This window comes from Bradyrhizobium sp. CCGUVB14 (assembly GCF_024199935.1).
Lineage (GTDB): Bacteria > Pseudomonadota > Alphaproteobacteria > Rhizobiales > Xanthobacteraceae > Bradyrhizobium.
This window is the reverse complement of the sequence record NZ_JANADS010000001.1, coordinates 6,724,370-6,746,924: the sequence shown is the minus strand read 5'-3', so window position 1 is coordinate 6,746,924 and position 22,555 is coordinate 6,724,370. Positions and strand designations below refer to the sequence as shown.

The window sequence follows — 22,555 nt, the reverse complement described above, 5'->3', positions numbered from 1 at the left end:
TCGCGGGTTGAGAATTGGAATTGCGTCACATGGGGCGTGAGTTTTTCGTGCAGCTCTGGCTGATCGTTTCGGCGTGTGATTTGACCGTGTCGCACGAAACACGCCCCGCGGCTCAACCGTTCGGTTGAGATCGTGCCAAAACTTCCGGCCGCGCTGGGTCCGCGTCATCTCACGCTGTTTCGCGCAGCGCTCGGACAGGGCCGGACTGCAATCGATGCCTATCTGGCCTGGCGCGCCGCGGAGCCGCTCGATGCGGCCGACGAGGTCGTCTACCGCACCATGCCGCTGCTTGTGGCAACCGCCGACATGGCCGGGATCATCGATGCCGACACCAGGAAAATGCGCGGCGTCGTCAAGCATGTCTGGCTGTCGAATGCGACGCGGGTGCGCGATGTCGTCGCGGCGTCCGCAGCGCTCAAGGCCGCCGGCATCGCCGCGCTGCTGATCAAGGGCGGCGCGCTGTTCGCGCGCGACGAGAGCTACATGGCGAAGCGCATGACGGGGGATTACGATCTCCTGGTCCGCCGCGCGGAGGCGCCGCGCGCGATCGAGGTGCTGCGGCAGGCCGATTTCCGCAGCCACGGCATGCGGGTCGAGCTGTTCCAGGAATCCGATTTCGATCGCGACATCCATGCGGTGGCGATGTCGCGGGCCGGTTTCGCCCGGGCCATCGATCTGCACTGGCGCGCGTTGTTCTGGCTCGACGACGAAGGCTTTACTGAAGAGCTGTTCGCGACCGCCGAGACCGGGACGCTGCTGACCCATGAGGTGCTGATCCCCGGCGTTGCCGAGCATCTGGCGATCGCGGCGATGCGGCCGGAGCCTGCCGATCAGAACGAGATGGTCTCGCGCGCGCTCGAGATCGTCCATGTGCTCCAGAGCAAGGCCGGCGACAGGGTCGATTGGGACCGCTTCCGCGCGATCGTGACGCGCTACAATGGCAGCCTGTTTGCCGCGCAATTGCTCGACGTCGTCGCGCGCGAGATGCCGGCCCTCGTGCCGGATCGCCTCGTCGAGCAGCTATGGGACTACGGGCCGCCGGGGAAGTCGATCGAGATGTCGATCCGCGCCGTGCCGCGCGCGCGACGCACGCAGTGGCAGCACTTTGGCGCTGCCTTCTTCTCGGCGCTTCGCGCGCGTTTCAAGGCGCCGTTCCGGGGCTGGGACTGGCTGCGGCTGCCCGGCGCGGCGATCGCGGCATTCGATGCGGGCATCGTGCAGTTTCCCTTGTTTCGGGATGCGATCCTGAAGCGGATCTGGCAGCAGATCGCGCGCGCGGCGTATCCGTCGCGCGGGAGCGGCATCTGGTTCGGGCAGGGCTTTTCCATTCCGGAGGATGAGGGGCGGTGGACCGACCGTCCATTCGCCGTCCTCGAAATGCCCGTCGACGACCGGACGCGAGATCCCGTCGCGGTGGAGCTCGTGGTCGTGCCGTTCCTGCCGCCGGGCACGGACAATTTCCGCTTTGTCGCTTACGCCGGCATTGGATCGGTGCAGCAGATGGCGGCAGGGCGCACCGATCCGATGCCGTTCAGAATCGCGCTGCAGGCGAGAGTCATTGGCGCACGCCAACGCAAGATCGTCGTCGCGCTGCGGATGCTCGATTGCCAGCGCCCGACCGACATCGGCCATTCGATCGATCCGCGTCTGCTCGGGCTGTTCGTGAAATCCGTGTCGGTGAACGGCGAGACGGTGTTCACTCCAGCGGGCGCCGGGCCTTGATGGCCTGGCGCAGCGCCAGGAGCGTCTCGCGGTTCTGGGCGTCCGTGTTGATGCGTCCGCCGTTGCCGAGATGCAGCCGGCGGCGCACCACGATGTCGTCGACATGCGCGCTCCTCAACCCGTTCTGCTTGGCGCGGCCAAGCCAGGCGATGAAGAAGGTCGCGGGCAGGCTCTCGTCGAACGGCCCGGCCCGGTCGAGCGCGGCGCGCCGGATCAGCATGCACTGCTTCAATTCGCCCGGCATGATCGCGACCGCGGGCTTGAGGCGCTCGCGTTGCGCGTCCGGCACGTCGGGACTGACGAATTGCTCGACCTTGCCGAACACGGCGTCGACGCCGCCCTGATGCTCCAGCAGTGCCAGCTGCAATTCGAGCTTGCGCGGCGTCCAGAGGTCGTCGGCGTCGCAGAAGCCGATCAGCTCGCCCTGCGCGGTCGCGAGCGCCTTGTTGACGGCGACGGCCTGGCCGTTGTTGCTCTGGGCAAGCACGGTGATGCGGTCGCCGAATTCGCCGAGCACATTGCGCGTGTCGTCGGTCGAGCCGTCGTCGATGACGATCACCTCATCGGGCGGCACGGTCTGGCCGAGCACGCTCTCGACCGCCTCGGCAATGTAGGTCTCGGCATTGTAGGCGGCGATGATGACGGAGACTCGCATGTCGGCGCGGCCTTAGAGCCGTTGCAATTGATCGGCGAACGCGGCGGGAATCTCGGCAGGCGCGGTGCCGGTATCGGCAAAGAACACTGGCGCGAGACCTGCGATCCGCGCCACCTTCTCCGCGATCTGGTTCGGCCAGCCCGGCAGCTCGTAGGCCGTGGTCGGCAGCAGCGCGCGAAACGCATCCGATTGCTTCGCAGGTGTGAATTCAGGTGAGGCCGCGCCGCGCCGGCGCGGAATGAAAAGCGCACGCAACTTGCCGCCACCGAGGCGCTCGCCGAGGCCGGCCAGGCTGAGCTCGTGGCGCAGCTCGCCGTTGAAATCCGACACCGGCGTGGTGTCGCCGATCAGGTCGCCAAACGCGTTGGCAAGAGCAGGGCGCAGCCGTGCGGAGCAGAACAGCGGCTCGATCGCGCCGGTGACGCTGTTGACCGCGACAAAGTCGTCGCCCGCGTAGCGCCAGCCGGCCTTGACGCAGGCGAGCGCCGCGGTGGTCTTGCCGCTGTGACCCTCGCCCGCGAGCAGCGTGAATCCAGTCGTATTCCCCACAGCCGCGGCGTGGACGGCGCACCAGGGTGTCTCCTGCATCAGGGCGTGGATGAGGGAGATCGCGGGCCGGCTGCGGATCCAGGGCGGCGCCTCGCCCTTCGGCAACCACGCGATGCCGCGCCGCGTCACCAGGTCGATCGCGTACAGCACGGGAATGACGGCCGGCTGCCAGACCGAATAGATGCCGTCCTCGATCAGCAGCCGCGGCTTTTCGGAAGCTTCCGGCACCAGCGCCGAGAGATCATGGTCGGTTGCCGTGACGAAGCGAAGCTCGAGATCGACGCCATCGGCCGCGCGCTGGACATAGGCCGGCAGGAACATGCGGGCCAAATCCTGCGAGGCAAAGCCGAGATGCAAGCCGAACGGCCCGCAGCGCGCATGCGCCTCGATCGGCTCCGACGTTGTCCTGGCGAAGACCCCCGCGATCTCCCGCCGGATGAGGTCGCTCGCCTTCATCTAGTTCTCTTGGGTCTCGCGCAGCGGCCAGCCTTCCTCGCCGGCGTCGTGCACGGGATCCATCAACAGCAGCTCCCGCAGATTGTCGAAGCGCTGGAATTCCGGGGCGACGAATGCGCCCGACAGCACGGGTGTCCAAGCGCTAATGGACGTCTCAACGGGGCTCTCACTGCGCGCATCGGCGGCACCGTTCGCGATGAGGCCTTCCGCCAGCATGCTGTCGACGAAGGCTTGCACCTGTTGCGTGATTGACGTCACATCTCCATCAGTCGCGGCAGCCAGCGCGCGTCCGATCTCCTCAACCGTTCGGTTGACCTTGAGGCCGAGCCAGATCTGCGCAGCGCTGCCGTCGAGGTTGTAGTAGACGCCATTCTGATAGTTGGCCAACACGACTTCACTATCGAATTGCTGGCTGATCAGCAGCGGCACCGTCGTGGTGAGGGCCATAGCTTGCAGTACTCACTTCAATTCCAAGGCCCGGACGCTAGCACAGGCGCGCGGCTGCGCAACATCGCCGCTTGCGCCAATTGCGCCTTCTAGCTGGCGCCGAACGCCTTGAAGGTGATGATGGTGAGCGTGTCCTGGATGCCGGGCAGCACCTGCACCTTCTCGTTGATGAAGTGGCCGATGTCGGTGTCGTTGTCGACATAGAACTTCACCAGCAAATCGTAATGGCCGGCCGTGGAGTAGATCTCGGAGGCGATCTCGGCTTCGGCAAGCGCATTGGCGACCGTATAGGACTGGCCAAGCTTACATTTGATCTGGACGAAAAAGGGAACCATTGCAGTTACTCCGAAGGCATATCTTGCCGGCTAATAGGCCAAAATCAGCCCGATTTAGCAAGCGGACTTCCAGGCGTCAGATGACGGTCCGATGCCTTACGAAGCCGCCGTCGCTGCGGCGAAGGCGTCCCTGAGCCGCTGGGCGAGCTCGGTCTTGCGATAGGGCTTGGTCAGGACCACGGCCTCCGCCTGCGCGCGGCCCTGCTCGACCAGGGTCTCCAGTGCATAGCCGGAGGTGAACAGCACCGGCAGGCCCGGCCGAATCCGCCGGGCCTGATCGGCGAGCTCCCAGCCGCTCATCCCGCCGGGCATGACGATATCGGTGAACAGCATGTCGATGCCGGGATCGGCGCGCAGCCGCTGCAGGGCCTCCTGGCCGTTGACGGCGGCGACGACGCGATAGCCGAGCGCCTCCACCCGGAGGATCACCGAGGAGCGCACGAACGGATCGTCCTCGGCAATCAGGATGGTCTCGTGGCCGCGCGGCGCTGTGTCCTCGCCGTCCAGCACGTCGGTCGGCGATTGTCCGCCGCCGGTGCGCGGCAGGTAGATCCGGACCGTCGTCCCCAGGCCCTGTTCGCTATAGATCGAGACATGACCGTCGGATTGCTTTGCGAAGCCGTAGACCATGCTCAGTCCCAGCCCTGAACCCTTGCCGACCTCCTTGGTGGTGAAGAACGGCTCGAAGGCGTGCTCGATCACTTCGGGCGTCATGCCTTCGCCGTCGTCGGTGACGGAAATCAGCGCGTAGGCGCCGGATGTCACTTCCGGGTGCAGGGCGCGATAGTCCTCGTCGATTGCGGCGAGCTCGGTGCTCAGCGTCAGATGTCCACCGGACGGCATCGCATCCTGTGCGTTGAGCGCCAGGTTCAGCACGGCGGATTCGAGCTGGGCACGGTCCGCAAAGGCCTGGATGGTGCCAGGGCCGAACGCCGTCTTGATCTCGATGTTTTCGCGCAAGGTGCGCTTGAGCAGCTTGAGCATGGATTGCAGCAGCTCGCGGCAATCGATGGTCTTTGGCTGCAGCAATTGGCGGCGGCTGAATGCCAGCAGTCGCTGCGTCAGCTCCGCGCCGCGTTCGCCGGACTCGCAGATATCGTCGGCAAATTGCCGCAGATCGGGCCGCGCCTTCAGCTGCTCGCTGAGATGCTCGGCGTTGCCGATGATCACGGTCAGGAGATTGTTGAAGTCATGCGCGATGCCGCCGGAGAGCTGGCCGACCGTCTCCATCTTTTGCGCCTGCTGGAGCTGCTGCTCGGTCAGCTTGCGCGCGGTCAGATCGTGGATGATGCCAACATAGATCAGCTCGCCGTCCTGCCACGCCTGGCCAACCGACAAATTCATCGGAAAGCTCGATCCGTCCTTGCACAGGCCGATGGCTTCTCCGGTTGCGAAACGCCGCGCATGACCGGTGGTTGGGCGCCTCTCGTCGTTCGACATCAGCATGCCGATGTCGAGATTCATCACCTCCTGGGCGCGATAGCCGAACAGCCGTTCGCACGCGGGATTGAACAGGAGAATGCGGGCCTGCGCGTCGAACAGGATGACGCCGTCGACCGCGGTCTCGACGATGGCGGTGAGACGCGTCACGCTTTCGCGCATCGCGCGCTGGGCCTCTCCCACCTGTCTCAGCAACAATGTCGCGTCCCGGCTCTTGATCTCTTCTTCCTGGAGCGCGGCCTGGACCTTTTGAAGCTCGAACGGGGAGGGGATCGCCAGGATCTTTGGCAGGAGCGGCCAGAGCGCGGCCGCGGTGAAGATCGATGCGATGGCCGTCATCGCCTTGACCAGGCCCTCGATACCATAGATCGGCACCCAGAGCGTGTAGATCGACAGCACATGGGTCAGGCCGCAGGCCATGATGAAGGCTGCGAACGCCCAAAAGACCCAGCCGAATTGGAGGTCACGCCGTTTGGTGACGAGGATCGCGAGCGCAAACGGGATCGAGAAATAGGCCGCTGCGATGCAGGCGTCAGAAACGACATGGAGCCAGATCAGCTCGGGCTCCCACAGCAGGCAGATGCCGTGCGGTGAAAACATCGAGGAGTCGAGGATACGTTCGAAATAGGCCCACATGATTTCTTCCCGAAAGGATTGCGGGCCGAGGCCGGCCCGCAACAAGGCGTCGCTGGACGAATCCACCTGCTAACGTGTCATTCGCAGGGATGGGCGCCAAGGCCGGACGATGCCGTGGTCTTATTTTCTCAGGTTATGCCCGCTTCCGGGGCGACAGCCGCGCAGCACCGGCTGTGCCTGATTCGCCGGCTTGCTGGGGCTGCGGGGGCGCGCTAGGACTGGCTATGGCCGAGTTTTCCTCAAACAAGCGTATCCTGCGATGACCACGCCCGTGGCGCTCACCATCGCCGGCTCGGATTCGAGCGGCGGCGCCGGCATCCAGGCCGACCTGAAGACCTTTGCCGCGCTCGGCGTCTATGGCGCGTCCGCGATCACGGCGCTGACCGCGCAGAACACCAAAGGCGTCACCGGCATTCATGCGGTGCCCGCCGCGTTCGTCACGGCGCAGATCGATGCGGTGTTCTCCGATCTCGATGTCGGCGCGGTGAAGATCGGCATGGTGGCGCAGGCCGAGAGCATCGACGCGATCGCCTCTGCGCTGGTGCGCTGGAAGCCGCGCCATATCGTGCTCGATCCCGTGATGGTCGCGACCTCCGGCGATCGCCTGCTGGCGGCGGAGGCCGTCGAGGCGTTGCGCACGAAGCTGATGCGGCTGGCGTCGGTGATCACGCCCAATCTGCCGGAGGCGGCCGCGCTGCTGGACGAGCCGATCGCGCGAAGCGAGATCGAGATCGAAAGCCAGGGGCGCCGCCTTCTCGAACTCGGCTGCCGCGCGGTCCTGATCAAGGGCGGGCACGGCGAGGGCCGCGAGAGCATCGACTATCTCGTCGGCGCCGACAAGACGATCGCGCTTGCCGCGTCGCGCGTCGCCACGCGCAACACCCATGGCACCGGCTGCTCGCTGTCCTCGGCGGTTGCAGCAGGCCTTGCCAGGGGCGAGGATCTCGAGACGGCCGTGCGCAACGCCAAAGCCTGGATCAGCGCGGCGATCGAAGCTGCCGACCACTTCAGCGTCGGTCACGGCCACGGGCCGGTCCATCATTTCCACAAATTCTACTGACGCCGGCTGCGGCTAGCCGGCCGGCAAGTTCGGCCCTCAAGACAACGTTCCTGCGAGAGCCATCAAGGTGGCAAACACACCGAGCGGTACAAGGTGCGAAAATTCGCGGTGGCGCACCACGGTCAGAACAGCGGCCAAAATGATTGCTGCGCCCAGCACCAGGCCAACGACGCGACTTGCAGGGAGCGCAATCAGAACGGCGCTCATGATCTCCAATCCGCCGGTAAGGCTGCCCCACCAGCGCGGGTAACCCCATCGAACGAAGCTGCTTTGCGTCGCGGAACCGGCGATCGCGTTATGGAGGCCTGCGCCAAAGAGCCCGGCAACGAGCAGACAAACCGAAACAATATGGGTCATCTCAGGGCACATCCATCATCATGGGGATGGCTGCCAGAATCATGATCGCCGCCGTGAGGCCGTGAATGCCGAACGCGCGTCTTGCAGAGCCTCGGCCGCCGAGCACGACCAGCATGTCGCCGAAGGGGATGATGGCTTCGACAAACAGGATGATGCCGACCCCGCGGGGGACACCCCACGCCATGAATGCCAGCACGGTCAATCCCGACGCGATGTCGCGAACGCCCTTGAGGCGAAGCCACCAGTCGGTGTTGGCACCGTCTTCAGGGAGTGGCAGGCCGAAACTGCGTGTCGCCGTCCGCGGACTGACGACATATTGGATGCCGATCGCGATAATCCCGAGAGCCACGAGCAGCGCGGTTCCAAGTGGGAGCCAGTGCATGAGATTCATTATATCGATCCAAGATAATCTAGCATTGCTAGATTACATATTCTAGCGTTGCTAGATCGTCAAGCATCGATAATAAGTGTCGACCATCTTGGCCTGGGAGATCGAAGGTTGGGGATCGCCGAGCGGAAAGACAGGCAACGCGCTGAACGCGAACGCCGCATCGTCGCGGCAGCGCGCGTGATCGCAGAGCGCGAGGGATGGAACGCCGTGACGATCCGTCGGCTTGCCGATGAGATCGAACACAGTCAGCCGGTCCTCTATTCCCATTTCGAAAACAGGGATGCGATCGTTGCCGCAGTAGCTCTCGAGGGTTTCCGCGACATCGCTGCGGCTCTTCGGGAGGCGGCAGGTGGGTCGACCGGGCGAAACGCCATCAAGAATGTCGCGACGGCCTACCTCGCCTTTGCCCACCGAAATCCCGCGCTCTATGAGGCCATGTTCACTCTTCCGACGGATCTGCGCTTCGCCGAAGCCGGGACCAGACCGGAACTACGGGCCGGGTTCGAGGCCCTCGCGGCCGTGGTGACGCCGTTCTGCGTCGATGTGGATATCGCGACCGAGAGTTTTTGGGCGGCCCTGCACGGGCTCGTTGAACTCGAACGCTCGGGCCGAATTAGGCTCGGCGCACGTAGTGAACGAATCGCACTCATTGTTCGGGCGATGGTCGTTTCCGGAAAATAGCGCGCCCGCCCGTGGCTCGCGTCGTCTCTGGCGTGTGCCGCGCTTCCGGTCCGGGCTTTTGCGGGTAACCAATGCCGCCCCATGTCGCCTGATTGTCGCATGCGACTGATATTCGCGGGGAGGGCGAGGCGAGGTTTGATTCGTATCTGAGGTGCCTCAAAGGTTCAATTGGTCATCCCCCTGTCACGGGACATTGTTACAGGCTGTCGCATGGGAAGTTACGATGTGAGTGACGAGAGCCCTGAAAGGCGCTTTCGCACCTTGTTCATCTCCGACGTTCATCTCGGAGCCCGCGGCTCGCAAGCCGACCTTTTGCTGGACTTCCTGCGCTACCACGATGCCGACACCATCTATCTCGTCGGGGACATCGTCGACGGCTGGGCGCTGAAATCGAGCTGGCACTGGCCGCAATCGCATAACGATCTGGTGCAGAAGCTGCTGCGCAAGGCGCGCAAGGGCGCCAAGATCATCTACGTGCCCGGCAATCACGACGAGTTCCTGCGCAACTATTACGGCACGCATTTCGGCGGCATCGACGTCGTCGAGAACACCGTCCACACCGGCGCGGACGGCAAGCGCTATCTCGTCATCCACGGCGACATCTTCGATCTCGTGGTGCAGAACGCGCGCTGGCTCGCCCATCTCGGCGACAAGGCCTACGACTTCGCGATCCAGATGAATCGCTTCGTCAACTTCTTCCGGCGCATGTTCAAGGTGCCGTATTGGTCGCTGTCGCAATGGGCCAAGCAGAAGGTCAAGAACGCGGTCAACTATATCGGCGCGTTCGAGCAGGCGCTGTCTGCCGAAGCGCGGCGTCATGACGCCGACGGCGTGATCTGCGGCCACATCCATTACGCCGTGATCCGCGACGAGAACGGCATCCGCTACATGAATTGCGGCGACTGGGTCGAGAGCTGCACGGCGCTGGTCGAGCACGATGACGGCCGTTTCGAGATCATCACCTGGGCGGATCACGCGCAGAAGCCTGCCGCCGTACCGCAGGTGGCAGCAAGGGCCGCTTGATGCGCATCCTGGTCGCGACCGACGCCTGGCACCCGCAAGTCAACGGTGTGGTTCGGACGCTGACCAAGCTCGCTGACGCCGCGAAGACGCTCGGTGTCGAGTTCACGTTTCTGACGCCGCAATCGTTCCGCACCTTTGCGATGCCGAGCTATCGCGACGTGCGGCTCGCGATGCCGCGTCCGGCGCGCATCGCAAAGCTGATCGAGGAAGCGCGGCCCGACAGTACCCATATCGCGACGGAAGGGCCGATCGGCCTGATGGTCCGCCGCTATTGCAGGCAGCGCAAGTTGCCGTTCACGACCAGCTTCCACACCCGCTTTCCCGAATATGTCCGCGCCCGGATGCCGGTTCCGGAATCCCTGATCTGGCGGGCGCTGCGCCGATTCCACGGCCCGAGCCGGGCCGTGATGGCGGCAACGCCGGCGCTGGCCCGGGAGCTCGGCGAGCGCGGTTTCGACAATGTCGTGCTGTGGCCGCGCGGCGTCGACACCCATTTGTTCCATCCGCGCGCCGTCGACCTCTGCCTGCCGGCTCCGGTGTTTCTGTCGGTCGGCCGCGTTGCGGTGGAGAAGAATCTCGAGGCGTTCCTTGACCTCGATCTGCCCGGCACCAAGGTGATCGTCGGCGACGGCCCGGCGCGCAACGCGCTGGAAGAAGCCTATCCCGATGCGATCTTTTTAGGCGAGAAGCACGGCGAGGAACTGGCCGACATCTATGCGGCGGCCGATGTCTTCGTGTTTCCGAGCAAGACCGACACGTTCGGCCTGGTCCTGCTCGAGGCGCTGGCGAGCGGCCTGCCGGTCGCGGCCTTCCCCGTGAAGGGGCCGCGCGACGTCATCGGCGATGCGCCGGTCGGGGCGCTCGATCATGATCTGCGTAACGCCTGCTTCGCCGCGCTCGATGTTTCCAGGCAGGCCTGCGTCGAATTCGCCGCCAACTACACCTGGGAAGCCTCGGCGCGGGCCTTTGTGGACAGCATCCGGGCGGTCGGTGCGGTGCTGCCCGGCCGGGCGGGCGCGGAACAGCCGCGCTTCGTCGCTTAAAGGGTAAAATCCTCGCGCGGAGGTGTCTTGCCCGCGCCGCGTCCGCCGCGATAACATCGCCTAATGTCCGAACAGCCCCTTCCGATCGGCCCCGCCGATATCGACGCCGCAGCGCGCGTGCTCGCGCCCTTCGCCGTCCGCACCCCGCTGTTGTCGTTTCCCGTGCTCAACGAGCGCGTCGGCGCAAAGGTGTTCCTGAAGCCGGAGATGCTCCAGCGCACCGGCTCCTTCAAGTTCCGGGGCGCCTTCAACAAGGTGTTCTCGATTCCGCAGAACAAGCGCGCCGGCGGCGTCGTCGCGTTCTCCTCCGGGAACCACGCCCAGGGCGTGGCGGCGGCGGCAAAAATCCTCGACATGCAGGCGACCATCGTGATGCCGGCGGATGCGCCGCTGTCGAAGCGCGAGCGCACCAAATCCTACGGCGCCGAGGTCGTATTGTATGATCGCTACAACGACGACCGCGAGGCAATCTCGCGCGGCATTGCCGAGAAGCGCGGCGCGACGCTGGTCAGGCCCTATGACGATCCCTTCGTGATCGCGGGGCAGGGCACCGCCGGTCGCGAGATCGCGGAAGACATGGCAACGCTCGGCCTGTCGCCCGACATCGTGGTGGCGCCGGCCTCCGGCGGCGGCCTGATCGCGGGCGTCGCCACAGCCGTGAAGGCGCGCTATCCGCAAGCCCAGATCGTGGTGGCCGAGCCCGAGGCGTTCGACGATCACGGCCTGTCGCTGACCGCAGGCCATCGCGAGCCGCACCCGCCGGCAGGCCGCACCATCTGCGATGCGCTGATGGCGCTGATCCCCGGCGAGATGACCTTTGCGATCAACAGCAAGCTTCTGGCGCGCGGCGTGACCGCGTCGGACAAGGAAGTCGGCGCGGCCGTCGCCTTTGCCTATCGCGAGCTGAAGCTCGTGGTCGAGCCCGGCGGCGCGGTGGGCCTTGCGGCGTTGCTCGCGGGCCGTCTCGACGCCGCCGGCAAGAACGTGGTGATCGTGCTCTCCGGCGGCAATGTCGATGCGGATCTGTTTGCCGAGCTGGTCGCCTGAGCTTTTGACATGACGAAAGGGGCAGAGCGTTGCCGCTCTGCCCCTTTGTCGTGTGCGGTTGCCGCAATCAGTGCATGAAGCTGCGGTGGTTGTTGCCGCCGTTTGACTGGTTCATCGACTGACGGACATTGTTGCCGCCGCCATTCCCCATCGCATTGAACTGCGGCCGGTTGTTCTGGTGGTTGTTCTGGACTTGCACCTTGTTCACCGGGTTGTTGTTGAGCTTCACGCCGTTGTTGATGTGGATCGGGTTGTTCTGCGTCTGAACATTCGTCGTCTTCACGTCCGTGGTCTTCACATCGACGGTCGAGCCGGCCTTGCCGATCGTCACCGGCATGCTCACGACCTTGCCGGGGTTGCCGTTGGCCGTGCCGGCATTGTTGTTGCCGGTGTTCTGATTGGTGGTGGTCACCGGCAGTGTCGTGATCTTGCCGATGCCGTTGTTGTTCGTCGTCGTGTTGGTCGGCGCGGGCAGGGTGACGATCTTGCCCGGGGTCTGCGACGGCGCGCCGTTCTGCGAATTGCCGGCCGGCAGGTTGACGATCTGGCCGCCATTGCCGAGCTTGCCGATGACGTTGCTGTCGACCGGCTTCTGCACGACCGGAAGGTTGGCGTTGATCTGCGAGCCGCCGTTGCCCTGCTGGATCAGCGGCATGTATTTGGGCTGGCCGAGATTGCCGATCTTGAGCGTCGGGGCAATGTTCTGCGGAGCCAGAAACTTCGTCGCCTGCATCAGCGGGATCAGCTTCGGTTGTGCCTCGAGCTTGTGCGCCATCTGCGCATAGGGGCTGTTGCCGTAGTTGTTGTAGAAGGCCTGGTAGCCGATCGGCGAGTTCGCCAGCACCGCCTGGTGCCAGGCCTGCGAGAGCAGCAGGTTCGACAGCAGCCAGCGGATGTGATCGCACAGCGGGTCGTGCGGATACATCTGGATGAACTCCTGATAGTACTCCGGGCGTCCCTCGGACACGACGTAGTCATAGGCCTGGCGGGTCGAACGGCTCGGCAGGTTCGAGGCCATCTGCACCACCGGTGCATTCATCGGCGCGCGGTTGGCGGCAACGGCGGTATCGCCAAAGAAGGTGAAGTCGGAGGTGAGCGAGGAGCTCTCCCACGGAATCTGCGCGCCGCTGGTGGTCTGGTTCACCTGGAGACGCACGCGCTTGAACAGCTGCTCGATCGGCACGTTGGGCTCGCGCGCGACGTTCAGGAAGGCCTGCGTGTAGGGGCTGTGGCCGTTGTTACCGTCGAGCGCCTCGGCACCCGGTGCGGTCGAATAACCGACGATGGAGCCGTTCGGCGCATCGACGATGGCAAGGCCCCGGCCAGCGTCGCTGACGTTGGGGAACGGGTTGTTGCGGCAGGCGTCGAGGATGACGATGCGCATCCGGCTCGGGATCGTCTCCAGCGTCGACATCACGTCGACCAGGCGGACCGAGTCGTTGACGAGCTCGGTCGGGTTCGACACCTTCGCGTCGACAGGGACGAGATAGTTCTCGCCGGCGAGCTGCACGCCGTGACCGGCGTAATAGACCATCGCCACCGTGTTCGGGCCGCGCGCGGACACTTTTGCGGAGAAATCCTGCACCACGCGCAGCATGTCGTTCTGGCCGAGGTCGGTCGCCGAGATCACCTCGAAGCCGGCGGAGTTGAGGAACTGCGCCATCGACTGTGCGTCATTGTCGGGATTGGCGAGCTGCGGCGCGTTCCGGTAGTTCGAATTGCCGATCACCAGCGCCACCCGCTGCTCCGGGCCTTGCAGGGCGGCAGGCGCGGCCGGCTCGACAGGGGCGACTTGCGCGGCAACAGGGCCGCAGGCGAAGCCGAACAGGCTTCCCAGCAGGCCGGCGGTCATCAGGGCGGATTTCAGGCGGAACATGGCGTGCTCCCTCGGGGCTCATCTCGATGCGAGATTGGTTGCGAGGAAGCTAGGACGCGTTCGAACCCACGGTCCGTGATCGCGATCACCCGTTGTCCCGTGCGTGATGTAGATCACGTCGGAGCCTATGGTGCGTTCCGATCCCCAAGGGTGTTGCACATCCGAAATCGGGTGGATCGACCTGTGCCGGGTCCTATCGTGCGACAAACACGAAGGAGCGTGACATGCACAAGCTTCATGCCATCGCCGCGCTTCGCGGCGACGGCCTCAGGCCGGAATTGCAAGCCCTGTTCGAGCGGCTTGCCATCGATCCTCACGCAGACCTGCGCGTTCGCGGTGACGGCATGATCCAGTCGGGCCCGGACCCGGCTTCGGAGGCAGCCGGCGTGGTCATCGCAGAGACGAAGCGTGTGGCGTGACGCCTTGCGCTGGCCCCGGGCCCCCTAGTGACCTCGCAGGATTGACTTAACCAGGGTGGGAGGTGGTATTCAGGCTGCTACGGGCGCTCTAATTGCGGCACGGCAAGAACGGTGCCGCCAAGAAGCAGAGATCGAGTGGATAGCATGCACGGCAAACAGGGGGATGGCCGCCATTCGCAAGGTGGTGCGAGCCATCGGATCCTGCCGGAAATCGAGGTGTTGCGCGCGATTGCGATCCTATTCGTCCTGATTGCTCACCATCGTACGGCGATGTGGTGGCTCCCGCCGACGTTGGAGAGTTACCTGAACTTCGCCTTCGGCGTCGACCTGTTCTTCTGCGTCTCCGGATTCGTGATCACGCGTGCATTCTATCGGGATTTCGTCCTGGCTGCCGGCAAGGGGGCGCCCGCCTATTGGCGCGTCGTAACCGATTTCTGGATCCGCCGCGCCTTTCGCATCATGCCTTTGGCATGGTTGTGGCTGCTCATTCCGATCGTGATGTCGCTCGTCTACAATCGATCCGGGGCTTACTTTTCCTTCTTCGGCAATGTCGGCGATTTTCTTGCCGCCGCCCTCAACGTCTATAATTTTCACTACGCGTACTGTACCGCCTCGCCGAACCTCTGGTGCGGGTCCTCCGGCGTCTACTGGTCCCTCAGTCTGGAAGAGCAATTTTATCTGGCCTTTCCGCTGCTCGTTCTGCTTCCTCGGCGCGCCATGGCGGTGGTACTGGCCGGGATTGTCGCCTGGATGGCGATGCGAGACCGGACATCCCTGACCTGGATGACCCGCTTCGATGCGATCTCGCTCGGCGTGCTGATCGCGCTGTTCAAGCAGAGCGCCGCCGACGTGGCCTTCACGCCGTACTTCCTGCAAAACCGTTTTGTGCGATGGCCGCTTCTTGTCATCCTGCTGTTTGCGCTTGCGGCGGTGGGCGGCGGCCCCGGCCTGGTCACGTTCTTCCCGGTGATCGTGACGCTGATCTGCGGCGCCCTGGTCTATATCGCGTCCTTCAACGGTGGATACCTGCTTGCACCCGGATTGCTCAGATCAATCCTGGTCTGGATCGGGGCGAGGTCGTTCGGGCTCTACCTCATGCACAATCCTGTCATTGCCTTCGTGCGCGAGACCTGGGAACGCGCCCATCCTGGACAGCTGCCGGATGCCACGATGAAGGCCGTGATCGTCCTTGCCATTGTCGGGCTGCTCGCATTGCTCAGCGATCTGTCGTTCCGATATTTTGAGACGCCGCTGCGAAGATATGGCAAGCAACTCGTCGATAGGCGGAACGCCGCACCTGCTTCGACGGCCGACGATTTGGTCAAACCCGACAGCGGCGCCATCGACGCCGCATCGACCAATCTGGCTGCCGGGATCCATTCCCCGCTTCGCCGCGAAGAAGCATTGGGCAAACAAGGGTATTGATCAGCTCTCTTCCGGCCTGATGGGACCGCGAAAGCGAGACCGCTTCGCTGCGCTCACGAGGACGATGGAGGGAGTGCGAGAGGCTTACGAGAAGAACGCGATCTTCTCGGCCTGGGTCATGCGGCGGATCGGTGCGAGCGCGTCGTTGGCCGCAGCGCGGGGCTTTTGCACGATGCCGCTGGCGAGAATGGTGGCGCCGAGCGAGGGTTCGGGCAGGGGGGACGGCATCGGAAGCGACGCGGTCGGTGCTGCGCCGGATGTCGCCGCGGCCGCCATGGCGGGGGCCGGCTGCTCCATCACTTCAGCCGCGGCTTCCGCAATGGCATCGGTGAGGCGCGCGAGCGATTCCATCGCGATCGGTGCTTCGGCAACCGGCGCCTCGACGACCGGCTCCTCGACATGTGGCGCGATCGGCGCCTCCATGACGACCGGCTCGGCGACCTCCGCGACCATCGGCACAGGCGCAGCCGCTTCCATCTCCATGGGCTCGACGATCGCGTCGAACTCCGGATCGGGCGCGGCCATCTCCAGCGCGATGGCGTCGAGTATCGCTTCATCCTCGGCTTCCGCCGCGGCATCGAGCGAGAACTCGTCCGTGATCTCTGCGACAGACGCGGGATCGGCGAGGCCGTCCTCGACCGTAGCAAGGCTGGCTTCGACGGCGACGTGGCCTTCGGCGATCTCGGGTCCGATCGCGACGTCCATCGTCGCGTTCTCGGCAATGCCGCTCGCGTCATCGACGGCCTCGGCCGCGATGTCCTGTGGCGTCTCCGTAGAACCCACGGGTGCTTCGCTCGCCATCGCGGCGGGCGCTTCGGCCACCGGCGGTGTGGCCTGCGCAGGTGCCGGCCGCACCGCGGCCTGCGGCGCTGCGTCGCCGTCAGCGTCGGTTTGCTCGACCCGGTCCTTGAGCAGATCGAAGGCGGCCTTGAGGTCGCCGCGCGGGTCGATGGTCGAAATCTGCGCGCAGGCCGCCTCGATCGAGGCGAGCTGCGAATCAATCAAGTCGCAGATTCGCCCGTCGGCGCCGATCTCGCGCCAGCGCCAGGAGATCTCCTTGATGATGCGCACGCCGCGGGGGATCGGTGCGAGGCTTGCCTCGAGCGCCGTCGGATCGCACGCCTTGGCGGCGGCGCTTTCTGCGTCGTCAATGGCACGGCGGATCGCGACCAGCGCTTCGGGGAGGCGGTCCTCGACGACGGGTTGTCGCTGTGCTGCAAGGGTTTCTTCGATTTTGGCGACCGCGTCGAGCACCATGCGCGTGTCGGCATTGCGGTTGCGCTTGGCGTATTCGCCGAGGAACCAGCGGCCGCGCGCGGTCTCCATGAAAGCTTCGCGGATCGCGTCGTAATCCTGCTCGTTCGGCTCGGCCGCGCGGGCAGACATGGGCGAGAGGGCGAATGCTTCGTTGGCCATGACAATCTCGTCGCGCAAATCAGTGCGCGTTACTGTAACGATCACCACGATATCGACCGAATCGCAATTGGTTTGATGGCAGGCGAATCACAAATCCCCATCGCGACATCCGTCAAGCGGCGATTCGCCGTGCGTCTCGCGCTGTTCTACTCGGCCGTGTTCGCGGTGTCGGGCACGCATCTGCCGTTCTTTCCGGTCTGGCTCAAGGCGGTCGGCGTCGATGCGGCCTGGATCGGGATCATCAACGCGCTGCCGGGGATCACGCGTTTCACCACGCTGCCCTACGCAACCGCCTTTGCTGAAAAGCGCCATGCGATTCGAGCCGGCATGATGGTCTCGGTCGTCGCGACGGCGGCGGGATTTGCGCTGGTCGGCCTGCAGGACCAGCCGCTGGCACTGCTCCTGCTCTATACGCTGACCTGCATCGTGTGGACGCCGGTCGTCCCGCTGACGGATGCGTACGCGTTGCGCGGCGTCATTCGCTACGGCTTCGACTATGGGCCAGTTCGGCTGTGGGGCTCGGCAGCCTTCGCCGCCGGCGCACTCGCCTGCGGCTATCTCGTGGACAGCATCGCCACGCGCGAGCTGATCTGGATCATCGTCGCATGGGCTCTGGTTGCGGCCATCACAGGCCTGTTGCTCCAGCCGCTCGACGATGTCAGGCGAAGGACCGCGGAAAAGCATGGCGGCAATGCCCTGCTGCGCGATGCCGGCTTCTGGCTGGTCATCATCTCGGCCGCGCTGATCCAGGGCAGTCATGCCGCCTATTACTCATTTTCGGCGATCAGCTGGCAGGCCCACGGGCTCGGCGGGTTCACCATCGCGGGACTCTGGACGCTGGGCGTGATCGCCGAGATCGTCGTGTTCGCGCTGTCGCCGCGCTTCTCGCTGCATCCGTCATCGCTGATGGCGATCGGCGGCGTCAGCGCGGTGCTGCGCTGGATCGTCACGGCGCAGGAGCCGCCGCTGGCGCTGCTCACGATCGCGCAGCTCGCACACGGCCTCACGTTCGGCATGACCATCGTCGGCACCATGAATTTGCTGGTGCAGCGCGTGCCGTCGCATCAGATTGCGCGGGGGCAGGGTTACTATGCCGCGTGCAGCGGAGTGGTGGGCGCGACAAGCTCGATCGCCTCAGGCGCGATCTACGCCCACATCGGCGACAGCCTCTATTACGTCATGGCGGCGATGGCAGCCGCCGGCGCGCTTCTGATCTGGGCGGCGCGGCGTCGGCTCATCGCTCAGCCCCAGAGCGAAGCGTCCGGCGGATAGACCAGGCTCTCGTCGTAGCGCAGGGCGTGATCGCGATCGCGCGCGAGCAACAGAGGTCCGTCGAGATCGACGAAGCGCGCCTGCGGCGTCACCAGCATGGCGGGCGCCATCGACAGCGAGGTCGCGACCATGCAGCCGATCATGATCTCGAAGCCGAGTGCCTGCGCTGCATCGGCCATGGCGAGCGCCTCGGTGAGACCACCGGTCTTGTCGAGCTTGATGTTCACCGCGTCGTAGCGCGTGCGCAGGGGCGCCAGCGAACCACGATCATGCACGCTCTCGTCGGCACAGACCGCGAGCGGCCGCTTGATCCGCGCCAGCGCGTCATCCTTGCCGGCCGGCAGCGGCTGCTCGACCAGGGTGACGCCGACGGCGTCGCAGGCGGCGAGGTTGGCTTCCAGATTGGCCTCGGTCCAGGATTCGTTGGCGTCCACGATCAGCTCGGACTCGGGGGCAGCCCTGCGCACGGCCGCGATCCGTTCCGGGTCGCCGTCGCCGCCGAGCTTGATCTTGAGTAGCGGCCGGCGCGCCGCTTTCGCAGTCGCCGCCGCCATGGCCTCGGGCGTGCCGAGCGAGATCGTGTAGGCCGTGGTGCGCTCGCCCGGGATCGGGCGGTCCAGCAGGTTCCAGGCCCGCAGGCCCGCCGCCTTGGCCTCCAGGTCGATCAGGGCGCAATCCAGCGCATTGCGGGCAGCTCCTGGCGGCATGGCGGCCTGGAGGGCCTGCCGCGTCAGGCCGCCCGCCACGGCCGCTTGCATGGCCTCGACCGCGGCCAGCGTGGCCTCGGGCGTTTCGCCATAGCGGGGATAGGGCACGCACTCGCCACGGCCGATCAGGCCGTTTCGGCTCACTTCGGCCACAACTGTCACCGCTTCCGTCTTGGCGCCCCGGCTGATCGTGAAACTGCCGGCGATGGGAAACCGCTCGATTCGTGCGGCGAGGGCTGGAACTTTGCTGGAAGTCATTTTGAACTCTGGCGAAATCTGAACCTGCTGGTTACCTCTAGCAACTAACGTTAACCAGTTGGGGATACCTTTTCTGGGTAAGGGCGCGTGCGCAACTATCTGATTTCCTCCGCCCCGGCACGGGAGCGGATATCTTGAACGGCGATCCGAAGCTGGAACGGATAGCCAAAGGCAACGCGCTGGCCCTCTGCGCCACCGGAACCTGGACCGCGAGCTTCGCGCCGGTGCTGGAGCGGATGGTGGCCGACGCCGAGAAGCTCGCCGGCAGCTCCCAAAGCATCTTCATTGACGTCTCCGAGGTCGCCAAGCTCGACACCTTCGGTGCGTGGCTGATCGAGCGGCTGCGCCGCAGCCTGACCCAAGGCGCCGTTGAGGCGCAGATCGCCGGGCTGTCGGCGAATTATTCGAGCCTCGTGGACGAGGTGCGCCGGGTCCGCGCGACCCCGGTGGTCGACAGCAGCACGATCACGATCTCGGGCATGCTGGAGCAGATCGGCCGCGCCGTCGCCGGCGTCGGCGGCACCATCGCGAGCCTGATCGACATGCTCGGCGCGGTGCTCGCCGCGGTCGCGCATGTGCTCATTCATCCGCGCTCGTTTCGCCTGACCTCGACCGTGCATCACATGGAGCAGGTCTGCTGGCGTGCGGTGCCGATCATCGTGCTGATCACGTTCCTGATCGGCTGCATCATCGCCCAGCAGGGCATTTTCCATTTCCGCCGCTTCGGCGCCGACATCTTCGTCGTCGACATGCTCGGCGTGCTGGTGTTGCGCGAGATCGGCGTGCTGCTGGTCGCGATCATGGTCGCCGGCCGCTCGGGCAGTGCCTACACCGCCGAGCTCGGCTCGATGAAGATGCGCGAGGAGATCGACGCGCTGCGCACCATGGGGTTCGACCCGATCGAGGTGCTGGTGCTGCCGCGCATGCTGGCGCTGGTGCTGGCGCTGCCGATCCTCGCCTTCCTCGGCGCCATGGCTGCGCTCTATGGCGGCGGGCTCGTCGCCTGGCTCTATGGCGGCGTCGATCCGGAGGCGTTTCTTTTGCGACTGCGCGACGCCATCTCGATCGATCATTTCATCGTCGGCATCGTGAAAGCGCCCGTCATGGCCGCGGTGATCGGCATCGTCGCCTGCGTCGAGGGCCTCGCCGTGCAGGGCAGCGCGGAATCACTCGGACAGCACACGACCGCCTCGGTGGTGAAGGGCATCTTCTTCGTCATCGTGATGGACGGCGTGTTCGCCATCTTCTTCGCCTCGATCGGAATGTGACGATGGCGCAAGAAACTCAAAACGCGATTCAAGACCCCATCATCCGCGTCCGCGACATCACCGTGCAGTTCGGCGCGACGCGGGTGCTCGACGGCCTCAACCTCGACGTCAAGCGCGGCGAGATTTTGGGATTTGTCGGCCCGTCGGGCGCGGGCAAATCGGTGCTGACGCGGACCATCATCGGCCTCGTCCCGAAGGTCGCGGGCTCCATCGAAGTGTTCGGCGTCGACCTCGATTCCTCAAACACGTCGCAGCGCCGTAACGTCGAGCGGCGCTGGGGCGTGCTGTTCCAGCAGGGCGCGCTGTTTTCCTCGCTCACGGTGCGGCAGAACATCCAGTTTCCGATGCGCGAATATCTTCGCGTGTCGCAGCGGCTGATGGACGAGATCACCATGGCCAAGCTCGCCATGGTCGGTCTCAAGCCGGAAGTGGCCGAGCGCTTTCCCTCGGAGCTGTCCGGCGGCATGATCAAGCGCGTCGCACTGGCCCGCGCGCTGTCGCTCGATCCCGATCTCGTGTTCCTGGACGAGCCGACCTCGGGCCTCGATCCGATCGGCGCCGGTGATTTCGACGATCTGGTCAGGACGCTGCAGCGGACTTTGGGGCTGACCGTTTTCATGGTAACCCACGATCTCGACAGCCTTTACACGGCTTGCGATCGGATCGCCGTTTTAGGGAACGGTAAGATCATTGCTGCAGGGTCGATCGCCGACATGCAGGCCTCGCAGCATCCCTGGCTGAGGCAGTATTTCCATGGCAAGCGCGCCCGCGCGGTCGTGACTTGAGGTGCCGGAGCAGCTGATGGAAACGCGGGCGAACTACGTATTGATCGGATCCTTCACGCTGGCGGTGCTCGCGGCTGCGATCGGCTTCGTGCTGTGGTTCCAGTCGCTGCACACCACCAAGCAGCGCAGCCCCTTCCGCGTCGTGTTCGAGGGCCCGGCCGCGGGCCTGCGCAACGGCGGCAGCGTCAATTTCAACGGTATCCGGGTAGGTGAAGTGGTCTCGGTGAAGCTCGACAATCCGAGGCGGGTTGTCGCACTCGCCATGATCGAGAACAACACGCCGCTTCGCAAGGACACCCTCGTGGGCCTCGAATTCCAGGGCCTGACCGGCGTTGCCGCGATCTCGCTCAAGGGCGGCGAGGATGCGGCGCCGCCGCCGCCGCTCGACGAAGACGGCATCCCGACGCTGACGGCCGATCCCAACAAGCTCCAGGACGTCACCGAGGCGATCCGCGGCACGCTGCAGAACATCAACAAGATCGTCGCCGACAACCAGGAGTCGGTGAAGAACTCGCTGAAGAACCTCGAGACCTTCACCAACTCGCTCGCCCGCAACTCCGAGAAGATCGACGGCGTGATGGCCAAGGTCGATGGCGTGATGCTGAAGGCCGACAACCTCATGCTCGGTCTCAACACGCTCGCCGGCGGCAAGGACGGCGGCGAGCTGTTCCTGACCGTCAAGTCGATCCGCGAGCTCGCCGAGGATTTCGACAAGCGCTCCGGTGCACTGATGACCGACGGCCGCCGCACGCTCGGCGACATCAGCCGCGCGGTGAACAATTTTGACCGCAACCCGACCCGGGTGCTGTTCGGCGCCAGCAACAGCGCACCGGCAGCAGCGCCCCCGCCGGCCGAGGCGCCGAAGCCGGCACCGGCCGCGAGCGGCAGGCGGCAGTAGGCGTGTGGTCCACGGGCCACTCCTCGTCGTGTCGACTTCGCTAATGGTCCCGTCATCCTGAGGTGCGAGCGTAGCGAGCCTCGAAGGATGCGCGGCCCCGATGCAGCCGGGCCGTCGCCCTTCGAGGCTTACTCAGCGGCGCGGTTGCGCCGCTGAGCGCGCACCTCAGGGTGACGGTGAGAGATTGGAGCGGAGCACAATCCGAGACCTTTCCAGCATTCCGCTCCATGCGAGCTACGATTGTTCCTCGCAATGACAAGCTCGAACAAAGGCTGAGACCGCAAGGCCTCCGTCTCCATTCGCCACTCGCTATTCGCGATCTCCGCTCCAACCCGGGCAGCGATACGAAAGTATGGGGGTCCGGCCGAGCCAAGGTAGGGGGAGGGGCT

At 65.1% G+C, this 22,555-nt stretch carries 22 protein-coding genes; 12 read left to right on the top strand and 10 right to left on the bottom strand.

Annotation, left to right across the window (positions count from 1 at the left end; all coding sequences use genetic code 11):
- The first annotated feature begins 132 nt into the window (after positions 1 to 132).
- The gene (locus tag NLM32_RS31715) at positions 133 to 1,722 is read left to right on the top strand and encodes a nucleotidyltransferase family protein (RefSeq protein WP_254132661.1); all 1,590 of its coding nucleotides are present in this window, start codon (positions 133 to 135) and stop codon (positions 1,720 to 1,722) included.
- Here the strand turns inward: NLM32_RS31715 and NLM32_RS31710 are convergent.
- The 5 genes from NLM32_RS31710 to NLM32_RS31690 form a co-directional block, all read right to left on the bottom strand.
- The gene (locus NLM32_RS31710; RefSeq protein ID WP_254132660.1) at positions 1,697 to 2,377 is read right to left on the bottom strand and encodes a glycosyltransferase family A protein; all 681 of its coding nucleotides are present in this window, start codon (positions 2,375 to 2,377) and stop codon (positions 1,697 to 1,699) included. The two genes, NLM32_RS31715 and NLM32_RS31710, sit on opposite strands and share 26 nt — an antisense overlap.
- Positions 2,378 to 2,389: 12 nt before the next feature.
- Positions 2,390 to 3,382, bottom strand: a complete 993-nt coding sequence (locus NLM32_RS31705) for a hypothetical protein (protein WP_254132659.1) — start codon at positions 3,380 to 3,382, stop codon at positions 2,390 to 2,392.
- Complete coding sequence (locus tag NLM32_RS31700; RefSeq protein WP_254132658.1) at positions 3,383 to 3,829, bottom strand: PqqD family protein; 447 nt, start codon at positions 3,827 to 3,829, stop codon at positions 3,383 to 3,385.
- Positions 3,830 to 3,918: 89 nt separating this feature from the next.
- Complete coding sequence (locus NLM32_RS31695) at positions 3,919 to 4,164, bottom strand: Lrp/AsnC ligand binding domain-containing protein (RefSeq protein ID WP_045008738.1); 246 nt, start codon at positions 4,162 to 4,164, stop codon at positions 3,919 to 3,921.
- Positions 4,165 to 4,260: 96 nt separating this feature from the next.
- Positions 4,261 to 6,240: a PAS domain-containing sensor histidine kinase gene (locus tag NLM32_RS31690; protein ID WP_254132657.1), complete on the bottom strand. Its 1,980-nt coding sequence runs from the start codon at positions 6,238 to 6,240 to the stop codon at positions 4,261 to 4,263.
- Between the two features lie 259 nt (positions 6,241 to 6,499).
- Here NLM32_RS31690 and thiD point away from each other — a divergent pair, with 259 nt between their 5' ends.
- The gene (thiD, locus tag NLM32_RS31685) at positions 6,500 to 7,300 is read left to right on the top strand and encodes a bifunctional hydroxymethylpyrimidine kinase/phosphomethylpyrimidine kinase (protein WP_254132656.1); all 801 of its coding nucleotides are present in this window, start codon (positions 6,500 to 6,502) and stop codon (positions 7,298 to 7,300) included.
- Between the two features lie 36 nt (positions 7,301 to 7,336).
- Here the strand turns inward: thiD and NLM32_RS31680 are convergent, their stop codons facing one another.
- Together NLM32_RS31680 and NLM32_RS31675 are read right to left on the bottom strand one after the other, a co-directional pair.
- The gene (locus tag NLM32_RS31680) at positions 7,337 to 7,657 is read right to left on the bottom strand and encodes a DoxX family protein (RefSeq protein ID WP_254132655.1); all 321 of its coding nucleotides are present in this window, start codon (positions 7,655 to 7,657) and stop codon (positions 7,337 to 7,339) included.
- A gap of 1 nt (position 7,658) precedes the next feature.
- Positions 7,659 to 8,039 carry a DUF4267 domain-containing protein gene (locus NLM32_RS31675; protein ID WP_254135463.1) on the bottom strand — a complete coding sequence of 127 codons (381 nt, stop codon included), beginning with the start codon at positions 8,037 to 8,039 and terminating at the stop codon, positions 7,659 to 7,661.
- A 117-nt stretch (positions 8,040 to 8,156) separates the two neighbouring features.
- Here NLM32_RS31675 and NLM32_RS31670 point away from each other — a divergent pair, with 117 nt between their 5' ends.
- From NLM32_RS31670 to NLM32_RS31655, 4 genes are all read left to right on the top strand, one after another.
- Entirely contained in the window at positions 8,157 to 8,729 is a 573-nt protein-coding gene (locus NLM32_RS31670; protein ID WP_254132654.1) for a TetR/AcrR family transcriptional regulator, read from the top strand.
- Between the two features lie 210 nt (positions 8,730 to 8,939).
- Complete coding sequence (locus NLM32_RS31665) at positions 8,940 to 9,752, top strand: UDP-2,3-diacylglucosamine diphosphatase (protein WP_254132653.1); 813 nt, start codon at positions 8,940 to 8,942, stop codon at positions 9,750 to 9,752.
- Positions 9,752 to 10,795 carry a glycosyltransferase family 1 protein gene (locus NLM32_RS31660; RefSeq protein WP_254132652.1) on the top strand — a complete coding sequence of 348 codons (1,044 nt, stop codon included), beginning with the start codon at positions 9,752 to 9,754 and terminating at the stop codon, positions 10,793 to 10,795. Before NLM32_RS31665 ends, NLM32_RS31660 begins: the two co-directional genes overlap by 1 nt.
- 63 nt (positions 10,796 to 10,858) lie before the next feature.
- Positions 10,859 to 11,842: a threonine/serine dehydratase gene (locus NLM32_RS31655; RefSeq protein WP_254132651.1), complete on the top strand. Its 984-nt coding sequence runs from the start codon at positions 10,859 to 10,861 to the stop codon at positions 11,840 to 11,842.
- A 67-nt stretch (positions 11,843 to 11,909) separates the two neighbouring features.
- Here NLM32_RS31655 and NLM32_RS31650 read toward each other — a convergent pair whose 3' ends face one another.
- Positions 11,910 to 13,718, bottom strand: coding sequence for a caspase family protein (locus NLM32_RS31650; RefSeq protein WP_254132650.1), 1,809 nt, complete (start codon positions 13,716 to 13,718; stop codon positions 11,910 to 11,912).
- 224 nt (positions 13,719 to 13,942) lie between these two features.
- Between NLM32_RS31650 and NLM32_RS31645 the strand changes: the two genes are divergently transcribed.
- Both NLM32_RS31645 and NLM32_RS31640 read left to right on the top strand, forming a co-directional pair.
- Positions 13,943 to 14,137 (top strand): hypothetical protein, encoded by a 195-nt coding sequence (locus NLM32_RS31645; RefSeq protein ID WP_254132649.1) that lies wholly within the window; start codon positions 13,943 to 13,945, stop codon positions 14,135 to 14,137.
- Positions 14,138 to 14,356: 219 nt separating this feature from the next.
- A complete protein-coding gene (locus tag NLM32_RS31640; protein WP_254132648.1) occupies positions 14,357 to 15,562 on the top strand; it encodes an acyltransferase family protein in 1,206 nt (401 codons plus the stop codon).
- 84 nt (positions 15,563 to 15,646) lie between these two features.
- On the opposite strand, the gene NLM32_RS31635 is transcribed toward NLM32_RS31640, so the two are convergent.
- Positions 15,647 to 16,978: a hypothetical protein gene (locus NLM32_RS31635; RefSeq protein ID WP_254132647.1), complete on the bottom strand. Its 1,332-nt coding sequence runs from the start codon at positions 16,976 to 16,978 to the stop codon at positions 15,647 to 15,649.
- Positions 16,979 to 17,053: 75 nt separating this feature from the next.
- Here NLM32_RS31635 and NLM32_RS31630 point away from each other — a divergent pair, with 75 nt between their 5' ends.
- Positions 17,054 to 18,250 (top strand): MFS transporter, encoded by a 1,197-nt coding sequence (locus NLM32_RS31630; protein ID WP_254132646.1) that lies wholly within the window; start codon positions 17,054 to 17,056, stop codon positions 18,248 to 18,250.
- On the opposite strand, the gene dgcA is transcribed toward NLM32_RS31630, so the two are convergent.
- Entirely contained in the window at positions 18,220 to 19,215 is a 996-nt protein-coding gene (gene dgcA, locus NLM32_RS31625; protein ID WP_254132645.1) for an N-acetyl-D-Glu racemase DgcA, read from the bottom strand. The two genes, NLM32_RS31630 and dgcA, sit on opposite strands and share 31 nt — an antisense overlap.
- A gap of 134 nt (positions 19,216 to 19,349) precedes the next feature.
- On the opposite strand from dgcA, the gene NLM32_RS31620 reads away from it, so the two are divergent.
- Genes NLM32_RS31620 through NLM32_RS31610 form a run of 3 tightly spaced genes read left to right on the top strand, consistent with a single transcriptional unit; the run spans position 19,350 to position 22,166 of the window.
- Positions 19,350 to 20,483, top strand: a complete 1,134-nt coding sequence (locus NLM32_RS31620) for an ABC transporter permease (RefSeq protein WP_254132644.1) — start codon at positions 19,350 to 19,352, stop codon at positions 20,481 to 20,483.
- A 2-nt stretch (positions 20,484 to 20,485) separates the two neighbouring features.
- Positions 20,486 to 21,268: an ABC transporter ATP-binding protein gene (locus NLM32_RS31615; RefSeq protein WP_254132643.1), complete on the top strand. Its 783-nt coding sequence runs from the start codon at positions 20,486 to 20,488 to the stop codon at positions 21,266 to 21,268.
- 16 nt (positions 21,269 to 21,284) lie between these two features.
- Positions 21,285 to 22,166 carry an MlaD family protein gene (locus NLM32_RS31610; RefSeq protein WP_254132642.1) on the top strand — a complete coding sequence of 294 codons (882 nt, stop codon included), beginning with the start codon at positions 21,285 to 21,287 and terminating at the stop codon, positions 22,164 to 22,166.
- The last annotated feature ends 389 nt before the right edge of the window (positions 22,167 to 22,555 follow it).